The sequence below is a fragment of the Streptomyces sp. NBC_00209 genome (assembly GCF_045206345.1).
Taxonomy (GTDB): domain Bacteria; phylum Actinomycetota; class Actinomycetes; order Streptomycetales; family Streptomycetaceae; genus Streptomyces.
In genome coordinates this window covers 5,348,309-5,370,863 of the sequence record NZ_CP108121.1, presented here as the reverse complement: position 1 = coordinate 5,370,863, position 22,555 = coordinate 5,348,309, and the positions used below count along the sequence as shown (strand labels likewise).

Annotated in this window: 20 protein-coding genes; 7 read left to right on the top strand and 13 right to left on the bottom strand. The window is 73.2% G+C overall.

The window, feature by feature from the left end:
• The first annotated feature begins 88 nt into the window (after window positions 1-88).
• From OG867_RS24375 to OG867_RS24365, 3 genes are all read left to right on the top strand, one after another.
• A complete protein-coding gene (locus tag OG867_RS24375; RefSeq protein WP_406288458.1) occupies window positions 89-2,884 on the top strand; it encodes an N-acetylmuramoyl-L-alanine amidase in 2,796 nt (931 codons plus the stop codon).
• 92 nt (window positions 2,885-2,976) lie between these two features.
• Window positions 2,977-3,033, top strand: a complete 57-nt coding sequence (locus OG867_RS24370; RefSeq protein WP_073968448.1) for a trp operon leader peptide — start codon at window positions 2,977-2,979, stop codon at window positions 3,031-3,033.
• 97 nt (window positions 3,034-3,130) lie between these two features.
• The gene (locus OG867_RS24365) at window positions 3,131-4,999 is read left to right on the top strand and encodes an anthranilate synthase family protein (RefSeq protein WP_406288456.1); all 1,869 of its coding nucleotides are present in this window, start codon (window positions 3,131-3,133) and stop codon (window positions 4,997-4,999) included.
• Between the two features lie 22 nt (window positions 5,000-5,021).
• On the opposite strand, the gene OG867_RS24360 is transcribed toward OG867_RS24365, so the two are convergent.
• The 4 genes from OG867_RS24360 to OG867_RS24345 form a co-directional block, all read right to left on the bottom strand.
• Complete coding sequence (locus OG867_RS24360; RefSeq protein WP_406288453.1) at window positions 5,022-6,026, bottom strand: 2-hydroxyacid dehydrogenase; 1,005 nt, start codon at window positions 6,024-6,026, stop codon at window positions 5,022-5,024.
• 97 nt (window positions 6,027-6,123) lie between these two features.
• Window positions 6,124-6,816 (bottom strand): response regulator transcription factor, encoded by a 693-nt coding sequence (locus OG867_RS24355; RefSeq protein ID WP_328899788.1) that lies wholly within the window; start codon window positions 6,814-6,816, stop codon window positions 6,124-6,126.
• Window positions 6,813-8,045 (bottom strand): MacS family sensor histidine kinase, encoded by a 1,233-nt coding sequence (gene macS / locus OG867_RS24350; protein WP_406288451.1) that lies wholly within the window; start codon window positions 8,043-8,045, stop codon window positions 6,813-6,815. The genes OG867_RS24355 and macS overlap by 4 nt, the downstream gene beginning before the upstream one ends.
• A gap of 34 nt (window positions 8,046-8,079) precedes the next feature.
• Complete coding sequence (locus OG867_RS24345) at window positions 8,080-8,820, bottom strand: lysophospholipid acyltransferase family protein (protein ID WP_406288449.1); 741 nt, start codon at window positions 8,818-8,820, stop codon at window positions 8,080-8,082.
• Window positions 8,821-9,043: 223 nt separating this feature from the next.
• On the opposite strand from OG867_RS24345, the gene OG867_RS24340 reads away from it, so the two are divergent.
• Window positions 9,044-9,835 carry an alpha/beta hydrolase gene (locus tag OG867_RS24340; protein WP_406288446.1) on the top strand — a complete coding sequence of 264 codons (792 nt, stop codon included), beginning with the start codon at window positions 9,044-9,046 and terminating at the stop codon, window positions 9,833-9,835.
• Window positions 9,828-10,496, top strand: coding sequence for a hypothetical protein (locus OG867_RS24335; protein WP_328899791.1), 669 nt, complete (start codon window positions 9,828-9,830; stop codon window positions 10,494-10,496). The genes OG867_RS24340 and OG867_RS24335 overlap by 8 nt, the downstream gene beginning before the upstream one ends.
• On the opposite strand, the gene OG867_RS24330 is transcribed toward OG867_RS24335, so the two are convergent.
• From OG867_RS24330 to OG867_RS24305, 6 genes are all read right to left on the bottom strand, one after another.
• Window positions 10,493-11,251, bottom strand: coding sequence for an endonuclease/exonuclease/phosphatase family protein (locus OG867_RS24330; RefSeq protein ID WP_406288443.1), 759 nt, complete (start codon window positions 11,249-11,251; stop codon window positions 10,493-10,495). The genes OG867_RS24335 and OG867_RS24330 overlap by 4 nt on opposite strands.
• Window positions 11,252-11,331: 80 nt before the next feature.
• Complete coding sequence (locus OG867_RS24325) at window positions 11,332-12,273, bottom strand: ROK family glucokinase (RefSeq protein ID WP_328899793.1); 942 nt, start codon at window positions 12,271-12,273, stop codon at window positions 11,332-11,334.
• A 74-nt stretch (window positions 12,274-12,347) separates the two neighbouring features.
• Window positions 12,348-12,806 (bottom strand): DUF5304 domain-containing protein, encoded by a 459-nt coding sequence (locus OG867_RS24320; RefSeq protein ID WP_328899794.1) that lies wholly within the window; start codon window positions 12,804-12,806, stop codon window positions 12,348-12,350.
• An 83-nt stretch (window positions 12,807-12,889) separates the two neighbouring features.
• Window positions 12,890-14,098, bottom strand: coding sequence for an ArsA-related P-loop ATPase (locus OG867_RS24315; protein ID WP_406288439.1), 1,209 nt, complete (start codon window positions 14,096-14,098; stop codon window positions 12,890-12,892).
• A gap of 4 nt (window positions 14,099-14,102) precedes the next feature.
• Window positions 14,103-14,552, bottom strand: coding sequence for an SRPBCC family protein (locus OG867_RS24310; protein WP_406288437.1), 450 nt, complete (start codon window positions 14,550-14,552; stop codon window positions 14,103-14,105).
• Window positions 14,553-14,651: 99 nt separating this feature from the next.
• Entirely contained in the window at window positions 14,652-15,431 is a 780-nt protein-coding gene (locus OG867_RS24305; RefSeq protein ID WP_406288434.1) for a metallophosphoesterase, read from the bottom strand.
• 265 nt (window positions 15,432-15,696) lie between these two features.
• Here OG867_RS24305 and OG867_RS24300 point away from each other — a divergent pair, with 265 nt between their 5' ends.
• Window positions 15,697-17,493, top strand: a complete 1,797-nt coding sequence (locus OG867_RS24300) for an AMP-dependent synthetase/ligase (RefSeq protein WP_406288432.1) — start codon at window positions 15,697-15,699, stop codon at window positions 17,491-17,493.
• A 124-nt stretch (window positions 17,494-17,617) separates the two neighbouring features.
• On the opposite strand, the gene OG867_RS24295 is transcribed toward OG867_RS24300, so the two are convergent.
• A complete protein-coding gene (locus OG867_RS24295; protein WP_328899799.1) occupies window positions 17,618-18,760 on the bottom strand; it encodes a glycosyltransferase family 4 protein in 1,143 nt (380 codons plus the stop codon).
• Window positions 18,761-18,868: 108 nt separating this feature from the next.
• On the opposite strand from OG867_RS24295, the gene OG867_RS24290 reads away from it, so the two are divergent.
• Window positions 18,869-20,134 (top strand): glycosyltransferase 87 family protein, encoded by a 1,266-nt coding sequence (locus tag OG867_RS24290; protein ID WP_406288430.1) that lies wholly within the window; start codon window positions 18,869-18,871, stop codon window positions 20,132-20,134.
• On the opposite strand, the gene OG867_RS24285 is transcribed toward OG867_RS24290, so the two are convergent.
• Window positions 20,091-21,332, bottom strand: coding sequence for a hypothetical protein (locus OG867_RS24285; RefSeq protein ID WP_406288428.1), 1,242 nt, complete (start codon window positions 21,330-21,332; stop codon window positions 20,091-20,093). The two genes, OG867_RS24290 and OG867_RS24285, sit on opposite strands and share 44 nt — an antisense overlap.
• 28 nt (window positions 21,333-21,360) lie before the next feature.
• Complete coding sequence (locus tag OG867_RS24280; RefSeq protein ID WP_328899802.1) at window positions 21,361-22,392, bottom strand: NlpC/P60 family protein; 1,032 nt, start codon at window positions 22,390-22,392, stop codon at window positions 21,361-21,363.
• Between the last annotated feature and the right edge of the window lie 163 nt (window positions 22,393-22,555).

Here is a 22,555-nt window from a genome sequence, read left to right as displayed (position 1 = left end):
TCGGTGCCGGGGCGGGCCCGGCGGCCTGCTAGCCTCACGACTTTCAGCGTTGCACAACGTTGGCCAAGTAAACATCGAGGGTGGGGACTTGAAGCGGAATCACCGGAGGGATCTCAAGAAGAGACGGCTGCTGATCGGCGTCGGCGCCGCCGTGGTCGCGACCGCGACGATCGGCACCCTGGCCATGGCCTCGCAGGACCCGGACCCGGGGAACGCCGAGCCCGCCTCGCCGTCCGCCGTGCTCCAGGCCCAGTTCGAGGACGCGGCCCGTGAGTTCGACGTGCCCCGGAGCGTGCTGATGGCGGTCTCGTACCGGCAGACGCGCTGGGAGAGCCACGACGGCGAGCCGAGCACGAGCGGGGCGTACAACGTCATGGGGCTCACGCGGGTGACCCCGCAGGATGTCGCCCGGCCCGGTGACGAGGACGGCCTCGCGCACGTCAACCTGAGCGGCAGCCCCGAGATCGAGAAGAAGTTCGACGCCGAGAAGGCGAAGCGCTCGCTCCCGAAGGAGACCGTCGACACCAGCGACCCCCGGCTGCACACGCTGGACGAGGCCGCGAAGCTGATCGACGCCGGCACGGAGGCGGTGAAGGACAGCACGGAGCAGTCCATCCGCGCGGGCGCCGCGCTGCTGGCGGAGTACCAGCGGGACGCGACCGGCTCGCTGCCGAAGGAGCCGGGCCGCTGGTACGCGGCCGTGGCCAGGTACAGCCAGGCCCCGGACACGAAGGGTGCCGACCTCTTCGCCAAGCGGGTCTTCGAGTCGGTCAGGACCGGCGAGCGCGAGGTCACGGCGGACGGTCAGCAGGTCACGCTTCCCGCCGACCCGTCCGTCGCCCCGGTCAAGCCGTCGAAGCTCTCGCTCGCCGCGACGCCCGCGAGCACGGCCGCGACGCCTACGCCCGAGTGCCCCTCCGGCCTGAACTGCAACTTCGTCCCGGCCGAGGACCCGAAGAGCGGCACCCGGAACTACAGCCTCGCCAACCGCCCCGCGGGCGGTTACGACATCCGCCAGATCGTCATCCACGACACCGAGGGCGGCTACCAGGCCGCGCTGGACACCTTCCGGGACCCGTCACAGGGCGCGAGCGCCCACTACGTGATCCGCGCCTCGGACGGTCTGGTCACCCAGATGGTCGAGAACAAGAACCTGGCGTGGCACGCGGGCAACTGGTCGCTCAACATGCACTCGATCGGCGTGGAGCACGAGGGCTACGCGATCAAGGCGGGCAAGTGGTACACGGAGCCGCAGTACGAGTCCTCCGCCGCCCTGGTGAAGTTCCTGGCCGGCAAGTACGGCGTCCCGCTGGACCGTGAGCACATCATCGGCCACGACGAGGTGCCCGGCACCCTGGACTCCGGGCCCTCCAGCGTCGCCGGCATGCACTGGGACGCGGGCCCGTTCTGGGACTGGAACCACTACATGGCGCTGATGGGCGCCCCGACCGGCGCCGAGGGCGCGGGCGGCCCGGTCAAGGCCGGTCAGGTGGTCCGGGTCGTACCCCCCTTCACCACGGCCAACCAGCCGGAACTGACGTACGGCGGCAGCACGGTCGCCAAGCAGCCGGCGAACTTCGGCTACCTGTACACCTCGGCCTCCACATCCGCGTCGAAGATCGTCGACCCGTACATGCCGAACGTGAAGGCCACCGACGGCCCGAACTGGGGCAACAAGGTCGTCGCCGGCGGCAAGTACGTCGTCGCCGAGGCGAAGGCCGACTGGACCGCCATCTGGTACGGCGGTCAGAAGGCGTGGTTCTCCAACCCCGGCGGCCAGTTCACCTCGCGCGTCGACGGTCCGGCCCCGGCCGTGATCAAGCTGAAGAGCGGGGCCACCGCCCGGCTGTACGGCCGTTCCTTCCCCGAGGCTTCGGCGTACGAGGGCACGGGCGCCGAGGCCCCGACGGACAACCCGGACTACCTCACGAAGTACAAGCTGCCCGCCGGCCAGGCGTACGTACGGGCCGGGGCGGACGTCCAGGGCGACGACTACTTCGGCTCCTCGCAGATCCGGGTCGTGGGCACCACGGTCTACACCCCGATCCGCTACAACCACCGCATCGCCTGGGTGAAGGCCAGTGACGTCCAGGAGGCGGCCAGCACCGCCCCCGACGCCGCCACCGACCGCTACAACATGATCGGCCGCGACAGTGCCGGCAAGATCTGGCAGTACCAGGGCACCGGCAGCGCCTCCTCCCCGTACTACCGCCGCTACCAGGCGGGCTACGGCTGGGGCAGCTACACGGCGTTGACCGCGATGACCGCGCTGCGCGCCGACGGTACGGGCGACTTCGTGGCCCGCGACAAGGACGGCGTCCTCTGGTACTACCGGGGCAGCGGCAACCCGGACAAGCTGTACCTGGCCCGGCTCAAGGTCGGCAGCGGCTGGAACCAGTACAGCAGCCTCAACGGCATGCGCGACCTCGACGGTGACGGCAAGGCCGACATGATCGCCCGGAACAGCGCCGGCGACATCTACTTCTACAAGGGCACGGGTGCCCCGGCGAAGCCCTTCGAGCCCAAGGCGAAGATCGGGTACGGCTGGCAGATCTACGACCAGATCGTCTCCACCGGCGACCTGAACGGCGACGGCAAGGCGGACTTCGTGGCCCGGGACAAGTCCGGGGTCCTGTGGATCTACACGGGCACCGGCTCGGCCACCAAGCCGTACGACGCGCGGGTGAAGATCGGTTCGGGCTGGGGCAAGTACAAGCTGCTGCTCGGCCCGAGCGACCTGGACCGTGACGGCCGGGGCGACCTGGTCGGCGTGGACTCGGCCGGAGACTTCTGGTTCTACCACTCCACCGGCAAGGTGACGGCCCCGTTCGCGACGAAGTCGCAGGTCGGGGACGGCTGGCAGATCTACGACACCCTGTTCTAGCCGACCGGACGTCTCGTGCGCGCGGGGCCCTTTCCCACCCGGCCGGTGGGAAAGGGCCCCGCCGCCGTCCGGCGTGGGCTAGGGTACGGGGCATGTTCGCGCACTCGACCCGTAACTGGTGGTGGACCGCTCATCCGGCGGCCCGCTGATCGCGCGTACACACTGACGCAGAGGCCGCCCGAGGGGCGGCCTTTTCCGTGTCCACGGGCCGTTCCTCCCAGCTGATTCCCTGGAAGGAACCGACCCATGAGCTTCGACCGACTCCTGCGCGACGACTGCCCGCCGTTCGCCCTGCTGCGCCGCCGCACCCCCGGCCACGACCACGACACCGTCGAGGTGCTGATCGGCCGGGTGCACGAGGCGGACCGGCTCGCCGACATCCCCGTCGGCGACCTCCCGTCGCTGGCGCTCGTGCCGTTCCGGCAGATCGCGGAGCGCGGTTTCGACGTACGCGACGACGGCACACCGCTGTCGGTCCTGGTCGCGGACGAGACGTACACGATGTCCCTGGACGAGGCGCTGGACGCGCTCCCCCGCCACGAAGTCCGGGTGGACGACGGGGCGTTCGACGTCAGCGACGAGGAGTACGCCGGCACCGTGCGGCGGGTGATCGAGGACGAGATCGGCCGGGGCGAGGGTGCGAACTTCGTCATCCGGCGGACGTTCCGGGGCCGGATCGACGGCTTCGGCCGGGCGGACGCGCTGGCCCTGTTCCGGCGGCTGCTGGCGGGCGAGCGGGGCGCGTACTGGACGTTCGTCGTGCACACCGGGGATCGCGTGCTGGTCGGCGCCAGCCCCGAGGTGCACGTACGCATGTCCGGCGGGACCGTCGTGATGAACCCGATCAGCGGCACCTACCGCTATCCCGCCGAGGGGCCCACCCCCGAGAGCCTGCTCGCCTTCCTCGGGGACCGCAAGGAGACCGAGGAGCTCTCCATGGTGGTGGACGAGGAGCTGAAGATGATGTGCACCGTCGGCGACATGGGCGGTGTGGTGATCGGCCCGCGCCTCAAGGAGATGGCCCATCTCGCGCACACCGAGTACGAGTTGCGCGGACGCTCCTCACTGGATGTACGGGAGGTGCTGAAGGAGACCATGTTCGCGGCGACCGTCACCGGCTCCCCCGTGCAGAACGCCTGCCGTGTCATCGAGCGGTACGAGGACGGCGGGCGCGGTTACTACGCGGGCGCGCTGGCCCTGCTGCGCCGGGAGCCCGACGGGACCCAGAGCCTGGACTCGCCGATCCTGATCCGGACCGCCGACATCGACGCGGACGGCACGCTGCGGGTGCCGGTCGGGGCGACCCTGGTGCGCCACTCCGACCCGGAGAGCGAGGTCGCCGAGACCCACGCCAAGGCGGCAGGCGTCCTCGCCGCCCTCGGCGTGCGCCCGGCCCGCCCCGGGGCGGAGCGGGAGCGGCCCCGGCTGGCCGACGACCCCCGGGTGCGGGCGGCCCTGGACGCCCGGCGGGACGGGCTCGCCCCGTTCTGGCTGCGGATGCAGGAGCGCGCCGCCGACCGCGTCGGCCACGCCCTGGTGGTGGACGGCGAGGACACGTTCACCGCGATGCTCGGGCACCTGCTGCGCGCCTCGGGGCTCGACGTCACCGTGCGCCGCTACGACGAGCCGGGGCTGCGGGATGCGGTGCGGGCGCACGAGGGGCCCGTGGTGCTCGGCCCCGGCCCGGGGAATCCGGCGGACGCGGCCGACCCGAAGATGCGGCTGCTTCGCGCGCTGGCCGCCGAGCTGGTCCGGGACCACCGGCACGGGCTGCTCGGGGTGTGCCTGGGCCATGAGCTGATCGCGGCCGAACTGGGCCTGGAGATCGTCCGCAAGGCGGTGCCGTACCAGGGGGCGCAGACCCGTATCGACCTGTTCGGGCGGCCCGAGACGGTCGGCTTCTACAACAGCTTCACCGCGCGCTGCGACGACTCCGGGGCGGCGGAGCTGACCGCGCACGGCATCGAGGCGAGCCGGGACGAGGCGTCCGGGGAGCTGCACGCGCTGCGCGGGGCCGGGTTCGCCTCGGTGCAGTTCCACCCGGAGTCGGTGCTGACGCTGCGCGGTGCGGCGATCGTGTCCGAGCTGCTGGCGGGGCTGCCGGTGCGCGGCTGAGACGCTTCCCCGGGCCTCGGGGTCAGGTCCCGGGGCGGGCCGGGACCAGGACGTTGTCGCTGTGGCGGCCGGCCAGGTAGTCGCCGACGTTCTCGACGGTGGCGTCGATGATCTGGCCGACCGCGTCCTCGGTGTAGTACGCCTGGTGCGAGGTGACGATGACATTCGGGAAGGTGACGAGCCGGGCCAGGGTGTCGTCGTCCACGCCCTCCAGGGACTTGTCCAGGAAGAACAGCCCGGCCTCCGCCTCGTACACGTCGAGTCCGACGCCGAGGAAGCGGCCCGCGCGCAGCTCGCCGACCAGGGCCGAGGTGTCGATGAGGCCGCCCCGGCTGGAGTTGACGAGGATCGCGTCGTCCTTCATCAGGGCGAGGGCGTCCTTGTCGATGAGGTGGTGCGTCGAGGGGAGCAGCGGCACGTGCAGGCTGACCAGGTCGGATTCGGCGAGCAGCCGCTCCTTGTCGACGTACCGCATGCCCAGCTCGGCGCAGGCCGGGTTCTCGGCGACGTCCCAGCCGAGCAGCTTCATGCCGAAGCCGTGGGCGATCCGGGTGAACGCCTCGCCGATCTTGCCGGTGCCGATGACGCCCACCGTGCGGCCGTGCATGTCGCGGCCGAGGAGCCCGTCGAGCCGGAAGTCGAAGTCGCGGGTGCGGCTCGCGGCCCGGATCACCCGGCGGTTGACCGCCATGGCGAGGGTCCAGGCGAACTCCGCGACGGAGTAGGGCGAGTAGTACGAGACCCGGGCGACGCGCAGGGCCAGGCGCTCGGCGACGTCCAGGTCGATGTTGTTGAAGCCGGTGGAGCGCTGGGCGACCAGCTGGGTGCCGCCGGCCGCGAGGGTCTGCAGGACCGCACCGCCCAGGTCGCAGTTGACGCTGGTGGAGACGGCCTCGTAGCCCGCCGCGATGGGGGCGGTGTCCCGGTTCAGGAAGACGTCCAGGCAGCGGACTTCGTGCTTCCCGGCGAACGCCTTCTCGATCAGCGGCTTCTCGTCGGACTGCACTCCGAAGGCCAGGATCTCCACGACGTCTCCCTGTCTGCGTGCTGGGCGGGCCGGTCATCGCGAATATACGGTGGCGTACCCCGCCCCGCCGCTCAGGGCCTGATCCGAACGACAGGCCCTAAGCGTCGTCGAGCCCGCGCTCTATGGCGTACCGCACCAGCTCGACCCGGTTGTGCAGCTGGAGCTTGCCCAGGGTGTTCTGGACGTGGTTCTGCACGGTCCGGTGCGAGATGACGAGCCGTTCCGCGATCTGCTTGTACGAGAGCCCCTTGGCCACGAGCCGCAGCACCTCGGTCTCCCGGTCGGTCAGCTCGGGGGCCTTGGGCTCGTTGGACGCGGCCGGCGCGGGCTCCGAGGCGAGCCTGCGGTACTCGCCGAGGACCAGGCCGGCCAGGCCCGGGGTGAAGACCGCGTCGCCGGCGGCGGTGCGGCGGACCGCCTCGGTCAGCTCCTGGGTGCTCGCCGACTTCATCAGGTAGCCGGTGGCGCCGGACTTGACCGCCTCCAGGACGTCGGCGTGCTCGCCGCTGGCGGAGAGCACGAGGACCCGCAGTCCGGGCCGGCTGCCGACGAGCTCCTTGCAGACCTGCACGCCGGGCATGCCGGGCAGGTTGAGGTCGAGGACCAGGACGTCCGGGGTGACGGCGCCGGCCCGGCGTACGGCCTGGGGCCCGTCGCCGGCGGTGGCCACCACGTCGAAGCCGGCCTCGGCGAGGTCGCGGGCCACGGCGTCGCGCCACATCGGGTGGTCGTCCACCACCATCACCCTGATCGCCCGCTGCCCGGTGCCCTCTTCGTGTGTCGCGCTCATCGGACCGACCCCGCCTTCCCCCGTGAAACCTTAGGAACCTTCAATTCGACCTCGGTGCCCTGGCCGGGAACCGAGATCAGCTCTGCCGTACCGCCCAGATCGCGCAGCCGGCCGCGGATCGACAGGGCGACCCCGAGCCGCCCCTCCCCCTCGGCCTGCGCGAGCCGCCCCTCGGGGATGCCGGGCCCGTCGTCCCGGACCGTGACGATGACCTCGTCCGGCCAGTCCTCCAGCAGGATCCACGCCTGGGCACCCTCGCCCGCGTGCACCCGGACATTGTCCAGGGCGGCGCCGACCGCGGCCGCCAGCTCCGCCGCCGCGGCGGACGGCAGCGGCACCGGGGCGCCGGGCTCCGCGAAGCTGGTCCGGGAGCCGGCGTGCCGGGCGAGCAGCGTGCGCAGGTCGGTCTCGCCGCCGTCCCCGGCGCCCGGTTCGTCGTCGTCCGTCTCGACGGTCCGGACGACGGCGCCCTCGGAGGCGTCCTCGGAGAGCCGGGTGGGCGGCACGAGGCCGCTGGAGACCAGGGTGCGCAGGGCGACCTCCTGCTCCCCGGCCATCCGGCCGAGCTCCGCAGCCTCGCCGCCGAGCGCGGCGCCGCGCCGCTGGACCATCGCGAGGACCTGGAGCACGCCGTCGTGGATGTCCCGGGCGAGGCGTTCGCGTTCGCGGGTGGCGGCCTCGATCTCCAGGGCGCGGGCGAGGGTGCGCTCGCTGGCCCGGGCGACCTCCACCACGTAACCGATGGCGATGGAGGCGACCCAGACCAGCATCACGTTGTGCAGGGTGTCTCGGCTGGGCTCGCCGCGCTCGATGAGGTTGGCGACGGCGACCAGGCTGGAGGCGAAGCCCGCCCAGCGCCAGCCGCCCTTGATCGCGAAGGCCAGGACGGAACCGGCGGTCCAGATGGACGGCAGGGTCGGCCCGTCGACGTGCTGCGCCTGGAAGTCGGCGAGCGGGGTGACCACGATCCCGATGAGGGCGATGGCCAGGTCCGCGCCCAGGAAGCGCTTGGTGCAGGCGGCCGCACTGCCCACCTTCGGCAGGGTGGCGAGCGTCCAGACGCCCATCAGCGACAGGAAGGTGATCGCTATCCAGGGCCGCTCGTAGTCGTGCCGGGCGAAGGCGGCGAGCAGGACCGCGTAGAGCATCGTCAGCACGCGGTACGCCGTCAGGGCGCGCCACAGCGGCTGCTCCACCGACATCCGGACCACGCGTACGCGTTTGACCATGCGGTTCTCCCCCGTCCCCCGACCGCCGCGCCGCTCAGGCGCCGGCGCCGTCGCCGTCCGTCTTCTTCGCGGCCTCGGACCGGCGCTTGGCCTCGTCGGCGATCTGCCGCTTGGCGGCGGTCGCGTAGATGTCGACGTACTCCTGGCCCGAGAGCTTCATGATCTCGTACATCACCTCGTCGGTGACCGAGCGCAGGATGAAGCGGTCGCCGTCCATGCCGTGGTAGCGGCTGAAGTCGAGCGGCTTGCCGATCCGGATGCCGGGGCGCATCAGCTTGGGCATCACCTGGCCGGGCGGCTGGATCTTCTCCGTGTCGATCATCGCGACGGGGATGACCGGCGCCCCGGTGGCCAGCGCGACGCGGGCCAGACCGCCGGGCTTGCCCCGGTAGAGCCGGCCGTCGGGCGACCGGGTGCCCTCGGGGTAGATACCGAAGAGGCCGCCGCTCTCCACGACCTGGATGCCCGCCCGGATCGCCGCCTCACCGGCGCCGCGCGCGCCGGAGCGGTCGACGGGGAGCTGTCCGACGCCCTTGAAGAACGCGGCGGTGAGCTTGCCCTTCACGCCGGGCGCGGTGAAGTACTCGGCCTTCGCGATGAAGGTCACCTTCCGGTCCAGGACGGCCGGCAGGAAGAAGGAGTCGGAGAACGACAGGTGGTTGCTGGCGAGGATCGCGGGCCCGCGCGCGGGGATGTTCTCCAGGCCCTCCACCCACGGCCTGAAGGCGAGCTTCAGCGACCCGCCGATGGAGAACTTCATAGCGCCGTAGATCAACTCGGATGCCTCCTGTGTGCTGTCCGACAGACCTTAACCCGCCGCGTCCCCCTTCCTCCCGCCCGGCGCGGAAGGGTGCACGCGGCCCGGGCGGTGACGGCCCTGGTCGGTGTCGGCCCGGTCGCGTACGGTGAAGTAATCCTCGCGTATCCCGTACATCCTTCCGAACCTCCCTTCCGCTCCCCGCTCGCTCCCCCGCGAGCCTCATGAACAGGAGACCCCGGTGCCGGTCCTTCCCGGAGCCGAGCCGTTCCGCCACGAGGGCGGAGAGGTCGGCGTCCTCCTCTGTCACGGATTCACCGGTTCCCCGCAGTCGCTGCGCCCCTGGGCCGAGTATCTGGCCGAGCGGGGCCTCACGGTCTCGCTGCCGCTGCTCCCCGGGCACGGCACGCGCTGGCAGGACATGCAGGTGACCGGCTGGCAGGACTGGTACGCGGAGGTGGACCGGGAGCTCCGCGGGCTGCTGGAGCGCTGCGAGCGGGTGTTCGTCTTCGGGCTCTCGATGGGCGGTGCGCTGGCGCTGCGGCTGGCCGCGAAGCACGGGGACGCGGTCAGCGGTCTGGTGCTCGTCAATCCGGCCAACAAGGTGCACGGCCTCGCGGCGCACGCGCTGCCGGTGGTCCGCCATCTGGTGCCGACGACGAAGGGCCTGGTCAGCGACATCGCCCTGGAGGGCGTCGCGGAGGTGGGCTACGACCGGGTGCCGCTGCACGCGGCGCATTCGGTGCGCAGGTTCTTCCGGCTGGTCGACGGCGAGCTGCCCCAGGTCACCCAGCCGCTCCTGCTGCTGCACAGCCCGCAGGACCATGTCGTGCCGCCCGCCGACACGGCCCGCATCCTGAGCCGCGTCTCCTCGACGGACGTCCGGGAGATCCTGCTGGAACAGAGCTACCACGTGGCGACGTTGGACCATGATGCGAAGCGGATCTTCGACGAGAGTCTTGTGTTCATCGGCCGCCTCGCTCCGAGCGAGAAGGATCAGGGCGGGAAGAAGGGGAGCACGTCCGGTGGCTGAGCACGACGCGGAACGCGCGGGCAGCGAGGAGGAGCGCGAGCCGGTCCCCGTGGAGGGGGCGGCCGTCGCCGACGACGACGGAAAGGGCGCGGCACCCGACGCACCGGCCGGTGCGGGGGACGGACCGCTGGACGAGGAAGCCGTCTGGCGGGCCATCGTGGAGGGTTACGGGGACGAGCCGCCGGACCCGCCGGGTGCGCGGCCCTTCCGGTCGATCGAGGATCTGGCGCTGCCGGACGACGGTCCGCTGACCGCCCCGGCCTCGGACAAGGGGCTCGGCAAGCGGCCGCCCAAGCCGAAGCCGGCGGAGGACAAGCCGCTCGGTGGCTCCGTGGTCTTCGCGCCGGGCGTGGGCCCGCGCGACTTCGAGCCGGCCGACCCCGACGCGCCCGGCACGGGCGGCGGGGACGACGACGAGGGGCACTTCGTGCCGCCGGAGCCGCCGCCGCTGCCGGAGGCCGACGCCACGGCGAAGTTCGCCTGGCTCGCGGTGGTCGGCGGGCCGGTGCTGATGCTGCTCGCGGTGCTGCTGTCCTGGGAGATGACCTGGTGGCTGACGACGGTCTGCGTCGGCGGGTTCCTGGGCGGTTTCGTGACGCTGGTGGCGCGGATGGACTCCGACGAGGACGACGACGACCCGGGCCGGGGCGCGGTGGTCTAGGTCCTGTCGGCGGGCACCCGCAGCGCGGCCAGTACCGGGCGGTGGTCGGTCGCGGCCCGCAGGTCGGCCTCGCGCACGCCGGGCAGCCCGTCCGGGACCCCGCAGCCGAGGACCTCGATGCCGCCGGTGGCGAAGACGGCGTCGATGCGGCGGCGCGGCTCGTGCGCGGGGAAGGTGTACTCGCCACCCTGCGCCTTGGTCTCCCAGCAGTCCTGGTAGCGACCGGCCAGCCGCCGGAAGGCCCGCCCGCTCGGTACGTCGTTGAGGTCACCGGCGACGACGGCGTGCGCCACGCCCAGCGCGTCCACGGTCTCCGCCAGCCGCTCCGCCTGGGCCAGCCGCTCCTGCCGCTGAAGGCTCAGGTGGCAGCTGACCACGCCGACCCGGGTGCCCGCGAACCGGACCACGGCGGTGGCGAAGCCCCGGCGGTGGTGGCCCGGGGTGCGGGGCAGCAGGATGTCCTCGGTGCGCTCGACCGTGGCGCGCAGCGAGCACAGCAGCAGCGGCCCGGCGGCGGTGGCGCCCCCGCCCAGGACCACCAGGTCGGTGGCGGCGGCGAGCCGGGCGGCGTACTTGCGCCAGCGGAAGAAGCGCGGCGCCTCCTGGACGAGGACCAGATCGGGGGCGCAGGCGCGGATGACCCGGGCGAGGGCCGCGCGGTCGTCGCGCATCGAGCGGATGTTGTAGCTGAGCACGCGGATGACGGCCGAACCGTCCGGCTCGGTGCACGAATCGGGCAGCGACATCGTGGCCATGCCCCTCACGATACGGCGGACGCCCGTCGCTCCCCCAGGGGGCGCGACGGGCGTCCGGCGATTGGTCGTGCGGGTCGGGCTCAGCCCTGGCGGGCCAGGTCCGCGGCGCCCACGAGTCCTGCCTTGCCGCCGAGTTGGGCGGCGAGCACCTGCGCGTGCGGGCGCCATTCGCCGCCGATCAGCCAGCGCCGGAACGACTTGCGGATCGGGTCGAGGACGAGCTCGCCCTCGTCCGAGACGCCGCCGCCGACGATGAAGGCCGACGGGTCGAACAGCGAGGCCAGGTCGGCGAGTCCGGCACCGGCCCAGCGGGCCAGCTCGCGGAACGAGTCGATGGCCACCGGGCAGCCCTGGCGGGCCGCCTCGCTGATGTGCTTGCCCTCGATACCGTCGACCGTGCCGTCACCGAGCGCCAGCAGGATCGGGGCGTTCTCCGGGGTGGCGTTGGCGCGCTGCTTCGCGTACCGCACGAGGGCGCGGCCGGAGGCGTACTGCTCCCAGCAGCCCTGGCTGCCGCAGCCGCAGAGCAGACCGTCCGGGACGACCCGGATGTGGCCGAACTCGGCGGCCACGCCGAAGCGTCCGCGGCGCAGCTTGTTGCCGATGATGATGCCGCCGCCGAGGCCCGTGCCCAGCGTGATGCAGATGACGTCGTCGTGGCCCTGGCCGGCACCGAAGCGGTATTCGCCCCAGGCGGCGGCGTTGGCGTCGTTCTCCACGACGACAGGGAGGCCGACGCGCTGCTCGACCTTGTCCTTGAGCGGCTCGTGGCGCCAGTTGATGTTGGGTGCGAACAGCACGGTGGCCCGCTTGTCGTCCACATATCCGGCCGCGCCGATGCCGACGGCGTCGACCTGGTGCCCGGCGCTCGCGCCGGAGACCGCCGCCGCGATCGCGTCCACGATGGCTTCGGCCGTCGGCGGGGTCGGCACCTTGAAGGTCGAGAGGATGTGGCCCTCTTCGTCGACCACTCCAGCTGCGATCTTCGTGCCGCCGATATCGACGCCGATGGTGAGTCCCATGAATCCCTCAGTTCCGGTCGAGCCCCGCTGAGGCAACCGTACCCGAGGCCGGGCCCCGTCCTGTCCGGCGCCGGTCAGTCGAGGTCGATGTGTTCGCCGGCGCCGGACCCCTCGTCCCGGGGGCCTTCGGGGTCTTCCACCTTCTTTTCGGTGCCCGCGGGGTCCCCCGCCCCCCGGGTCCAGCGGCCTTCCTGGCCCTGGACCGCAGAGCGGTAGGCGGCGAGGAGTTCGTTACCGGCCGCCGCGATGTGATCGAAAACGTCCGGATTGCGCTCGATCACGGGCTCCACGGCCGCCTTGGCCTGCTGGATGACCTGCTGCACGGCACCCTGCGCGGCCAGTCCGAGAAGCGGCGCCTGGAACGAGCCGAGCTTGTCGGACACCGCGTCCATCAGCTTGCGCAGCTCCTCGGCGGCGGAGCCGGGCGGCGGGCCGTAGGCGGCGCGGCGGCGGGCCTGCTCGGCGGCGAGGTCCTCGGCGCACGCGTCGGCCCAGGCGTTGTCGTCGGCGGGGCGATCGGTGGCTTCGCTCATGGCGGACTCCTGGGGCATCGTGGCCGGGCGGCCCGGCATACCGGACACGTACCTTCGACGGTACCCGAACGCTGGTGGGCCGTTCAGCCCGTCCGGGGCCAGAGCGCGGGATCGGGCGTGAAGCGGACCCGGAGCACCCCGTCGGTGAGGGCCGCGCCGGAGACGGTGCAGCGGCGCAGGGCGGGTTCCAGGGGGACGATGCGGTGGAACGGGCCGACGGTCAGCAGGAGTTCGCCGCCGCGCCGGACGAGCTGGAGGTCCTTCTTGACGGCGCCGGGGAGCCGCAGGCACCAGACGAGTATCCCGTCGCCGTCCGGCCCGCCGGCCTCCTCGGTCCACCAGGGGTCCGGGGCCCGGCCGCCCACCTCGCCGGTGCCGGACACGGCGAGCGAGCCCTCCTCACCGTCCGCGCCGGCCAGGGACAGGAGGTCGTCGGGGTCCTGCGGGTCGCGGCCGAGGTGGGCGATCCGGACCGGGGCCGCGCCCTCGTCCGCCCAGCGCCCGAGGGACTTCTCCTGCTGGGCGGCGAGCGCGGCGAAGAACGGGTCAGGGGAGTGGCCGGGCAGCATCCGGTTGGCGACCGGCGCCTCGGCGCGCAGGCCGTGCAGGGCGAGGCCGGTGCGGGCGGCGCGCAGGGCCTCGTCGGCGGCCGGGCCCGGCTCGGCGACGAGGCGGAGGGTGGTGGCCCGGTCCTCGATCAGCGCCTGTACCTGGGCCAGTTCGGCGTCGTGCCGGGCGGCGGCCTCGTACAGCCACGGGGCGGGCATGGGCACACCGGCCAGCTGGGCGAGCATCGGGCGCAGGGCGCGGGCGGCCTGGCGCTCCTGGGGCAGCAGCCGGCGCAGGTAGCGGCGCAGCTGTTCGGGGAGGGCGAGCAGACGGAGGGCGTCGAGCAGGGGCGGGAGGTCCACCACGAGGAGGTCGTACGTCTCGGCGGACCAGTCGCCGTGGGCGGCCCGGCGCAGGGCGTGGAGCAGGGCGAGTTCGCCGCTGCCGGGAAGTTCGGTCAGCTCCTCGCCGTCCAGCCGGTTGCCGCCGAGCAGGTCGAGGACGGACGACAACTGCTCCTGGAGGGCCAGGAGTTCGCCGCGGAAGTGGGCGGCGGAGTCGATCCGGACGGACCGCAGCCCGGCGGTGACCGGGGTGGGGGCGGTGGCGTCGGGGAAGCCGGGTATCGGGTCGGCGGAGATCAGCAGGGTGCGGGCGCCGTCGCGGGCCGAGGCGAGCGCGGTGGCCGCCGCGACGATCGTACGGCCGGCTCCGCCGGGTCCGGTGACCAGGACCGTACGCACGTGCTCAGCCCTTCGGGACGGACTCGACGCGCTTCTTCAGGCCGGCGAGGGCACGGTCGATGATGACCTTCTCCGCCTTGCGCTTGATCATGCCGAGCATGGGGATCTTGACGTCGACGGTCAGCCGGTAGGTGACCTCGGTGCGGTCGCCGTCGCCGAGGGGGGCGAGCGCGTAGGAGCCGTCGATGGCGCGGAGCATCTGGGACTTGACCAGGGTCCAGCTGACCTCGTAGTCGCCGATCCAGGTGTAGGCGAGGGTGTGGTCGTCCTTGATCGCGCCGGCGTCCAGGACGAGGCGGACCTTCTCGGCGCGGCCGTGCTCGTCGGTGCCGAGGATCTCGGCCTCCTTGACCTCGCCGGTCCACTCCGGATAGCGCTCGAAGTCGGCGATCACACCCATGACGTCGGCCGGCGCCGCCTCGATCGTGATGCTCGAGCTGGTGTGTTCAGCCATCGCTGTGGCCCTCCAGTGCGGTGTACCGGTCCGTCGGCAGGAGCCTGCCGCCAGAAGGCTATCGCGTGCGCCCGGCGACCCGTCCCAGGGTGGGGCGGTTCACCACTCCAGTGCCCAGGGCCGGCCGGTGGAGGCGAAGTGGCCGACGTTCACACACTCGGTGGCGCCGATCCGCATCCGGCGGGCCAGCGGCTGGTGGACGTGGCCGAAGAGGGAGTAGCGGGGGCGGGTGCGCCTGATGGCGTCGAGCAGGGCCCGGCTGCCGCGCTCGAAGCGACGCGCCACGGTGTCGTAGACCAACTCGGGCACCTCGGGCGGGATGTGGGTGCAGAGCACGTCCACCTCGCCGACCGCCTCGATCTTGGCGGCGTACTCCTCGTCGTCGATCTCGTACGGAGTGCGCATCGGCGTGCGCAGGCCGCCGCCGACGAAGCCGAAGACGCGGCCGCCGATCTCGACGCGCTCGCCGTCCAGGACGGTGGTGCCGGGGGTGGCGTACTCGGGCCACAGGGCGGGGATGTCGACGTTGCCGTAGGTGGCGTACGTCGGGGTGGGCAGCGCGGCGAACATCTCGGCGTACTGCCGGCGGACCGCTTCGGTGATCGCGGCGTTGCGGTCCATGCCCTGCCACAGGCCCCGGCCGAAGGCGCGGGCCTCCTCGAAGCGGCGGGCCGTGCGCAGGGCGACGATCCGGTCGGCGTTCTCGACGCCGAAGAGGTCGGGGAAGATGCCGCGCGAGTGGTCGGCGTAGTCGAGGAAGAGGACCAGGTCACCGAGGCAGATCAGGGCGTCGGCACCGTCCCCGGCGCGGGCCAGCGCCTCGGTGTTGCCGTGCACGTCGCTGACCACATGGACGCGGGTGTTCGCTCCTGCTCGCATGAAAACAGCCTAGGGCCTGCGCAGAGGCCCCGGACCTGCGGTTACTTCCTGGTGCGTGTACGGGTGGACTACTGTGCGCGAAAGGACGTCCCGATATGTGTGACGCATAAGACATCTGGCCGGGACCCCCTATCCGGAACCGAGTACTGGTGGGTAACGTCCGGGCAGTCCAGTCGTGCTCACCCCACTGAGCACCCGCCATCTTGGACCGCGCCGGTGCGTCACACAGAGCCGTGGCACCGGAGCCCGATGAGGAGCAGCAGTCTTGCGCGAGTTCAGCCTTCCGGCCCTGTACGAGGTCCCCTCGGACGGCAACCTGACGGATCTCATCCGCCGCAATGCCGCTCAGCATCCCGATGTCGCGGTGATGAGCCGCAAAGTGGCGGGCGTCTGGACGGACGTCACCGCCACGCGGTTCCTGGCCGAGGTCCGGTCGGCCGCCAAGGGCCTGATCGCGGCGGGCGTCGAGCCCGGCGACCGGGTCGCCCTGATGTCCCGCACCCGCTACGAGTGGGTGCTGCTGGACTTCGCGATCTGGAGCGCCGGCGCGGTGACCGTGCCGGTGTACGAGACCAGCTCGCCCGAGCAGGTGCAGTGGATCCTCGGTGACTCGGGGGCCGTCGCGGTCCTGGTCGAGAGCGACGTCCACGCCGCCGCCGTCGCCTCCGTGCGCGACCGGCTCCCCGGGCTGCGCCACGTCTGGCAGATCGAGAAGGGCGCCGTCGACACGCTCCGCGCCGAGGGCGAAGGGGTCTCCGAGGAGACCGTGGACCTGCGCAGCGCGGCGGCCCGGGCGGACGACCCCGCCACCATCGTCTACACCTCGGGCACCACGGGCCGCCCGAAGGGCTGCGTGCTGACGCACCGCAGCTTCTTCGCGGAGTGCGGCAACGTGGTGGAACGCCTCAAACCCCTCTTCCGTACCGGCGAGTGCTCGGTCCTGCTGTTCCTGCCCGCCGCGCACGTCTTCGGACGGCTGGTGGAGGTCGCCTCGGTGATGGCACCGATCAAGCTCGGCTGCGTCCCGGACATCAAGAACCTCACCGACGAGCTGGCCGCGTTCCGCCCGACGCTGATCCTCGGCGTGCCGCGCGTCTTCGAGAAGGTCTACAACGCGGCGCGCGCCAAGGCGCAGGCCGACGGCAAGGGCAAGATCTTCGACAGGGCCGCCGACACGGCCATCGCGTACAGCCGCGCGCTGGGCACCCCGCAGGGCCCCTCCATGGGCCTGAAGTTCCGGCACAAGGTCTTCGACCGCCTGGTCTACGGCAAGCTGCGCGCGGTGCTCGGCGGGCGCGGCGAGCACGCGATCTCCGGCGGCGCACCGCTCGGCGAGCGCCTGGGCCACTTCTACCGGGGCATCGGCTTCACCGTCCTGGAGGGCTACGGCCTGACCGAGTCCTGCGCGGCCACCGCCTTCAACCCGTGGGACCGGCAGAAGATCGGCACGGTCGGCCAGCCGCTCCCCGGTTCCGTGGTGCGCATCGCGGACGACGGCGAGGTGCTGCTCCACGGCGAGCACCTGTTCTCCGGCTACTGGAACAACGAGGCGGCGACGGCCGAGGCGCTGGCGGACGGCTGGTTCCACACCGGGGACATCGGCACGCTGGACGAGGACGGCTACCTCGCGATCACCGGCCGCAAGAAGGAGATCATCGTCACGGCCGGCGGCAAGAACGTCGCGCCCGCCGTCATCGAGGACCGCATCCGGGGCCACGCCCTGGTCGCGGAGTGCATGGTGGTCGGCGACGGGCGGCCCTTCGTGGGCGCGCTGGTGACGCTGGACGAGGAGTTCCTGGGCCACTGGGCCGAGGAGCACGGCAAGCCCGCCGGCTCGACCGCGCTGTCGCTGCGCGGCGACCCGGAGCTGATCGCCGAGGTGCAGCGCGCGGTGGACGACGGCAACGCGGCGGTCTCCAAGGCCGAGTCCGTTCGCAAGTTCCGCATCCTGGGCGCCCAGTTCACCGAGGAGGCGGGCCACATCACGCCCTCGCTGAAGCTGAAGCGGAACGTCGTGGCGAAGGACTTCGCGGACGAGGTGGAGTCGATCTACCGCTCGTGAGACGTACGTGGACTAGGGGGTGTCTTGCCGATCAGGGTCGGTCAGGCCGCGGACCCGGCCATGATCGGCAAGACACCCCCTAGGGAGCTCGCACCGGTGTGGTGCGGGCCCCCTCGTCGTCGTATCAGAGCAGTTCGCGCAGCCGGTCCGCGAGCAGGTCCCAGCGCCACTTCTCCTCGACCCAGGCCCGGCCCCGCTCCCCCATGCGCCGCCGCAGCTCCGCGTCGCCCAGCAGCGCGGTGATCCGCTCCGCCGCCTCGCCGGGCTCGCCGCCGCGCACCACCCAGCCGGTCTCGCCGTCCAGCACCGCGTCCGGGGCGCCGCCGGAGTCACCGGCCACCACCGGCAGCCCGGTCGCGGACGCCTCCAGGTAGACGATGCCCAGGCCCTCCACGTCGAGGCCGCCGCGCCGGGTCCGGCAGGGCATCGCGAAGACGTCCCCGGCCCCGTAGTGCGCGGGCAGCTCGGACCAGGGCACCGGCCCGGTGAACCGCACGGAGTCCGCGACGCCGGTGCGCGCGGCGAGCCCCCGCAGGTCGTCCTCGTAGGGCCCGCCGCCCACGATCAGCAGGACCGCGTCCGGCTGGGCGGCCAGGATCGCGGGCATCGCGAGGATCAGGGTGTCCTGGCCCTTGCGGGGCACCAGCCGGGACACGCAGACCACGACGGGCCGTTCGGTGAGCCCGAGCCGGGCCCGGACCTCGTCGCCGCCGGAGTCCGGGCGGAACGTCTTCTCGTCCACCCCGGGGGGCAGCCGCACCATGCGGCGGGCGGCGTCCGGGCTCAGCGCGGCGGCGATCCGGGAGCGGGTGTACTCGCCGAGGTAGGTCAGCGTGTCGGTGCCCTCGCCGATCCGGCGCAGCAGCTGCCGGGACGCGGGCAGCTGCGCCCAGGCCGCCTCGTGGCCGTGCGTCGTGGCGACGAGCCGCCGGGCGCCCGCCTCGCGCAGCGCCGGGCCCATCAGGCCGAGCGGGGCGGCGGCGCCGAACCAGACGGACGAGCAGCCGTGCGCGCGCAGCAGCTCCGTGGCGCGCCGGGTCACCCGCGGGGTGGGCAGCAGCATCGTCGTACGGTCGCGGACGACGGTGAAGGGCTGCTCGGCGTCGAAGGCGGCGGTGGCGGCCGCGCCCTCGGCCCCGCGCTTCCAGGTGGAGGCGTAGACGACGACCCGGCCGGGGTCGAGCCGCAGCGCCATGTTGTGCAGGAACGCCTGGATGCCTCCCGGGCGGGGCGGGAAGTCGTTGGTCACGATCAAGGTCTTGTCCATCGCCGCCGACAGTACCGGGCCCCGGCGGCCGTGCCTGATGGCCCGCGCACAGGCCCTGCGGGCATCATGGCTGTTTCGTACGGCGTACAGGACGGGTGAGGGCAGGTCATGACGGGTTCCAGCGGCACGCGTCCGGCGGCCTTCGTGGTGTGGGCGCTCACCAGGGCGGTGCTGCTGCTCTGGGTGACCAAGGTGGTCACCCCGCCCGGGTTCGACGTGACGAGCGACGTGTCGGTGATCTACCACGGCTGGTCCGAGGTGCTGCGCTCCGGCAGCTACCCGGAGTCCGACGTCACCTGGCAATACCCGCCCGTGGCGGCCCTGGCGGTCCTCTCCCCCGCCCTGCTGCCGTTCCTGGACTACGCCACGGCCTTCTTCGTGCTGGCGTTCCTGTGCGACGCGCTGGTCCTGGGGATGCTGCTGCGGGCGAGCGACGGTCCGGGGCGCCGGGCGGCCGGGGTGTGGGTGTGGGTGGCGGGCGTCCCGCTGCTCGGCACGACCGCGTACGCCCGGTACGACGTGATGGTGACGGCCGTGGCGGTGGCGGCGCTGCTGACCGGGCTGCGGCACCCCCGGGTGCTGGGAGCGCTGGCCGCGTTCGGGGCGCTGCTGAAGGTGTGGCCGGCGCTGCTGCTGGCCGGGACGGCCCGGGGGCGCGCGACCCGGCTGGCCTGGGGGACGGCGGCGGCGGTGGCGGCCGGGCTGCTCCTGGTGTGCGTGGCGGCGGCGCCGGGCGCGCTGGCGTTCCTCGGCTTCCAGCGGGACCGGGGCACCGAGGTCGAGTCGCTGGGGGCGCTGGTCTTCCATGTGTGGCGGCAGTTCGGCTGGGAGGGCCGGGTGGAGCTGCACTACGGCTCGCTGGAGTTCCTGGGGCCGCAGGTGCCGCTGGTGAGCACGCTGGCGCTGGGGCTGAGCGTGGCCGCGTTCGGCTGGCTGCTGGTGTGGCGGCTGCGGGCGCGGACGTTCGGGGTGAGTACGCCGGCGGACGCGGCGTTCACGGCGGTGCTGCTGTTCACCACGACGAGCCGGGTGATCAGCCCGCAGTACATGCTGTGGCTGGTCGGTCTCGCGGCGGTGTGCCTGGTGCTGCGGGAGAGCCGGATGGGGTGGCCGGCCGTGCTGGTGGTGGCGGCCACGGGCGTGACGCAGCTGGAGTTCCCGATCGGCTTCGTCCATGTGGTGACGAGCGACGCGCAGGGCCTGACGCTGATGTTCCTGCGCAACGGACTGCTGGTCGCCGCGTCTGTGCTGGCGGCCGTGCGGCTGTGGCGGGACACCGTACGGGCCCCGGTCCGCAGGAAAGTCCGGGAGGCGGAGGCGGAGCCCGCGCTCAGCCGAGCCGGTCGCGCAGATACACCCGCCAGCGCGCCGTGAAGTCCTGCGGGGTGGTGCCGAGGACCTCGTGCAGGGCGTCCTCGACCGCCCCGTCGCGCCCGTGGTGGGCGCCGACGGCCCGGTAGAAGGCGAACAGCTTCTCCTCGCCCCAGCGGTCGGCGATGAGCTCGCAGGCCAGCCAGCCGCCCTCGTACGCCTTCGCCAGCCGGTCCGCGTCCCCGGCGAAGGCGAAGTCCTCGTCCTCCGGCAGCCCGGCCGGCACGTCACCGGCCCGGACCGCGTCGGCCAGCTCGGGGGCGATCTCCTCGGCGGTGCGGTCCTGGTCCCGGTAGGCCGCCCAGTCCGCGAAGCCCTCGGAGAGCCAGGTCGGGGTGGCCGACGAGGTCCGTTTGCGGGTGGCCACATGGGTGGTCTCGTGGGTGAGGACGACGCGCTGCCCGAACCCGCCGAGCAGGGCGTACGCCTCCGGGTTGACGATCACCCGGTCCGCGGGGGCCTTCCCGGTGCCGCCGGTCTCGCCGGTGGTGACGGCCGCTATGCCCTTGTAGTTCGAGGCGGGCGACCCGAGCAGCCGGCCCATCTCCGTCACGCTGTCCGGCACCAGCACCACCACGCGCCCCGCCCACCGCTCCGGCCAGGCGGCGGAGACCGCGGGCACCGCCTCGTCCGCCGTCGCCGCGATGGTGTCCAGCTCGTCCCGGGTGCGGCCGACGCCCAGGACCAGGCTGTGCTTCCCGTGCACCACCTCGACGTCGCCCTGCTCCCACAGCTGCCCGGCGCTGCCGTCGGCGGCCCGGTCCGCGGTGACGTACCAGCGGCCGTCCGCCGGGTCCCGGGCCAGGTCCACGACCCGGTCGACGGAGACGGGGGCGCTGTCGTAGCCCGCGATCCGGTAGCCGAGCGTGACGTCGGCGGTGACCCGGTCCGCCCCGTGCGGGGTGAGGTGGGTCAGCCGGTACGCCCAGGAGCCGAGCGGCACGTCCGCCAGCCGCGCGATCTCCCGGCGCTGGGCGGTGCGCAGCGCGGAGGCGTCCGGGGCGACGGCGGCGGCGTAGGCGGCCGGGTCGTGGTGCAGCACGGCGGCGGCGCGCCGGTCCAGGGTGGCACGGACGCCCCGGGCGGTGCCGTCGGGCGCCCGGTCGGCCGGGGCGGAGCAGCCCGCGGCGCAGAGCAGCGCGGCGAGGACGGCACCCGCCGCCCGCCGCCGCCCGCCCCGTATGCGCACCCGTTCGACCACATGACGAGCGTACGGGCTGTGGCCGGGCTCAGACCCGGGTGACCGAGGAGACGGGCATCATCCCGACGGGGTCGTAGCGGACCGGGGCGCCGGGGTACGGGGCGTGGATGACCTGGCCGTTCCCGACGTACATCGCGATGTGGCCGGCGTCCGCCCGGTAGGCGACGAGGTCCCCGGGGCGGGCCTCGGAGAGCGGCACCATGTGGCCGGCGTACCGCTGGGCCTGCGAGGTCCGGGGCAGGCTCACCCCGGCCTGGGCCCAGGCCCACTGCATCAGCCCGGAGCAGTCGAAGCCGGAGGGCCCGTTGGCGCCCCACACGTAGGGCCGGCCGAGCGCCTGCTGTGCGGCCAGGACGGCCGCGGCGGCGCGGGAGGAGCTCGCGGGGAGCCCGGCCAGGAGCCCGGCGCCCGGGTCGCGGCCGTCGCGCGAGGCGCGGGCCAGGGCGGCCCGCTGGGAGGCCGGCAGCGACTTCAGCAGCTGCCTGGCGCGGGCGAGCTTGCGTTCGACGGCCCGCTTGTGGCGGCTCACGTCCTCCCGGCGGCGCTCCAGGCCGGCCAGCGAGTGGGCGGCCTCGGCCCGGGTCTGGGCGAGCGCCCGCTGGGCCTTGCGCAGTTCGGCGAGGGCGGTGGCCCGGTGGGCGTCGGCCAGGGTGACGGCGGAGGCCCGGTCGAGGTAGCTGTCCGGATCCGAGGTGAGCAGCAGGGCCAGCGAGGGGTCGATGCCGCCCGCCCGGTACTCCGCCCGGGCCGCGGATCCCAGCTCCTCGCGCATCCGGTTGATGCGTTCCTGCCCCCGGGCGGCCCGGTCCTGGGCCCGGCCGAACTCGCCGCGCAGCCGGGTCACGTCCTCGCCGGCCCTGTTGTACTGCTCGGTGGCGCGCTCGGCCTCGGTGTAGAGGTGGTCGACGCGGGCCCCGGCGGACTGCGGGGTGTCGTGCGGCTCGGCGTGCGCGGGGGCGGCGCCGAGCGTCGCGGCCGCGGTCGCGGCCGCCGCCGTCAGGACGGTGGCCCGGGCACCGCGACCGGTACCGGGCTGTGTGGAACGGCGATGGGATCCCACAGGTCGCCGCACTCCCTTCCGCTGTACGCAGACGCGCGCGGCCCCTGCCGCCCGGGCGGGCGGACCGACGTACGGGTGCCGTGACAGCAGGCAGACAGTAGCCGCGTGATCACGGAGCGGACAAAGACGCGCCGGACCGGCGGGGGCCACACACAGTGACGCC

Bases quoted from the DNA above. Each gene is read 5' to 3' on its own strand.
- OG867_RS24310 (WP_406288437.1), bottom strand. From the start codon at position 14,552: ATGGCTGAACACACCAGCTCGAGCATCACGATCGAGGCGGCGCCGGCC.
- OG867_RS24355 (WP_328899788.1), bottom strand. From the start codon at position 6,816: ATGAGCGCGACACACGAAGAGGGCACCGGGCAGCGGGCGATCAGGGTG.
- OG867_RS24365 (WP_406288456.1), top strand. From the start codon at position 3,131: ATGAGCTTCGACCGACTCCTGCGCGACGACTGCCCGCCGTTCGCCCTG.
- OG867_RS24290 (WP_406288430.1), top strand. From the start codon at position 18,869: ATGACGGGTTCCAGCGGCACGCGTCCGGCGGCCTTCGTGGTGTGGGCG.
- OG867_RS24305 (WP_406288434.1), bottom strand. From the start codon at position 15,431: ATGCGAGCAGGAGCGAACACCCGCGTCCATGTGGTCAGCGACGTGCAC.
- OG867_RS24325 (WP_328899793.1), bottom strand. From the start codon at position 12,273: ATGGGACTCACCATCGGCGTCGATATCGGCGGCACGAAGATCGCAGCT.
- macS (WP_406288451.1), bottom strand. From the start codon at position 8,045: ATGGTCAAACGCGTACGCGTGGTCCGGATGTCGGTGGAGCAGCCGCTG.
- OG867_RS24320 (WP_328899794.1), bottom strand. From the start codon at position 12,806: ATGAGCGAAGCCACCGATCGCCCCGCCGACGACAACGCCTGGGCCGAC.
- OG867_RS24330 (WP_406288443.1), bottom strand. From the start codon at position 11,251: ATGGCCACGATGTCGCTGCCCGATTCGTGCACCGAGCCGGACGGTTCG.
- OG867_RS24295 (WP_328899799.1), bottom strand. From the start codon at position 18,760: ATGGACAAGACCTTGATCGTGACCAACGACTTCCCGCCCCGCCCGGGA.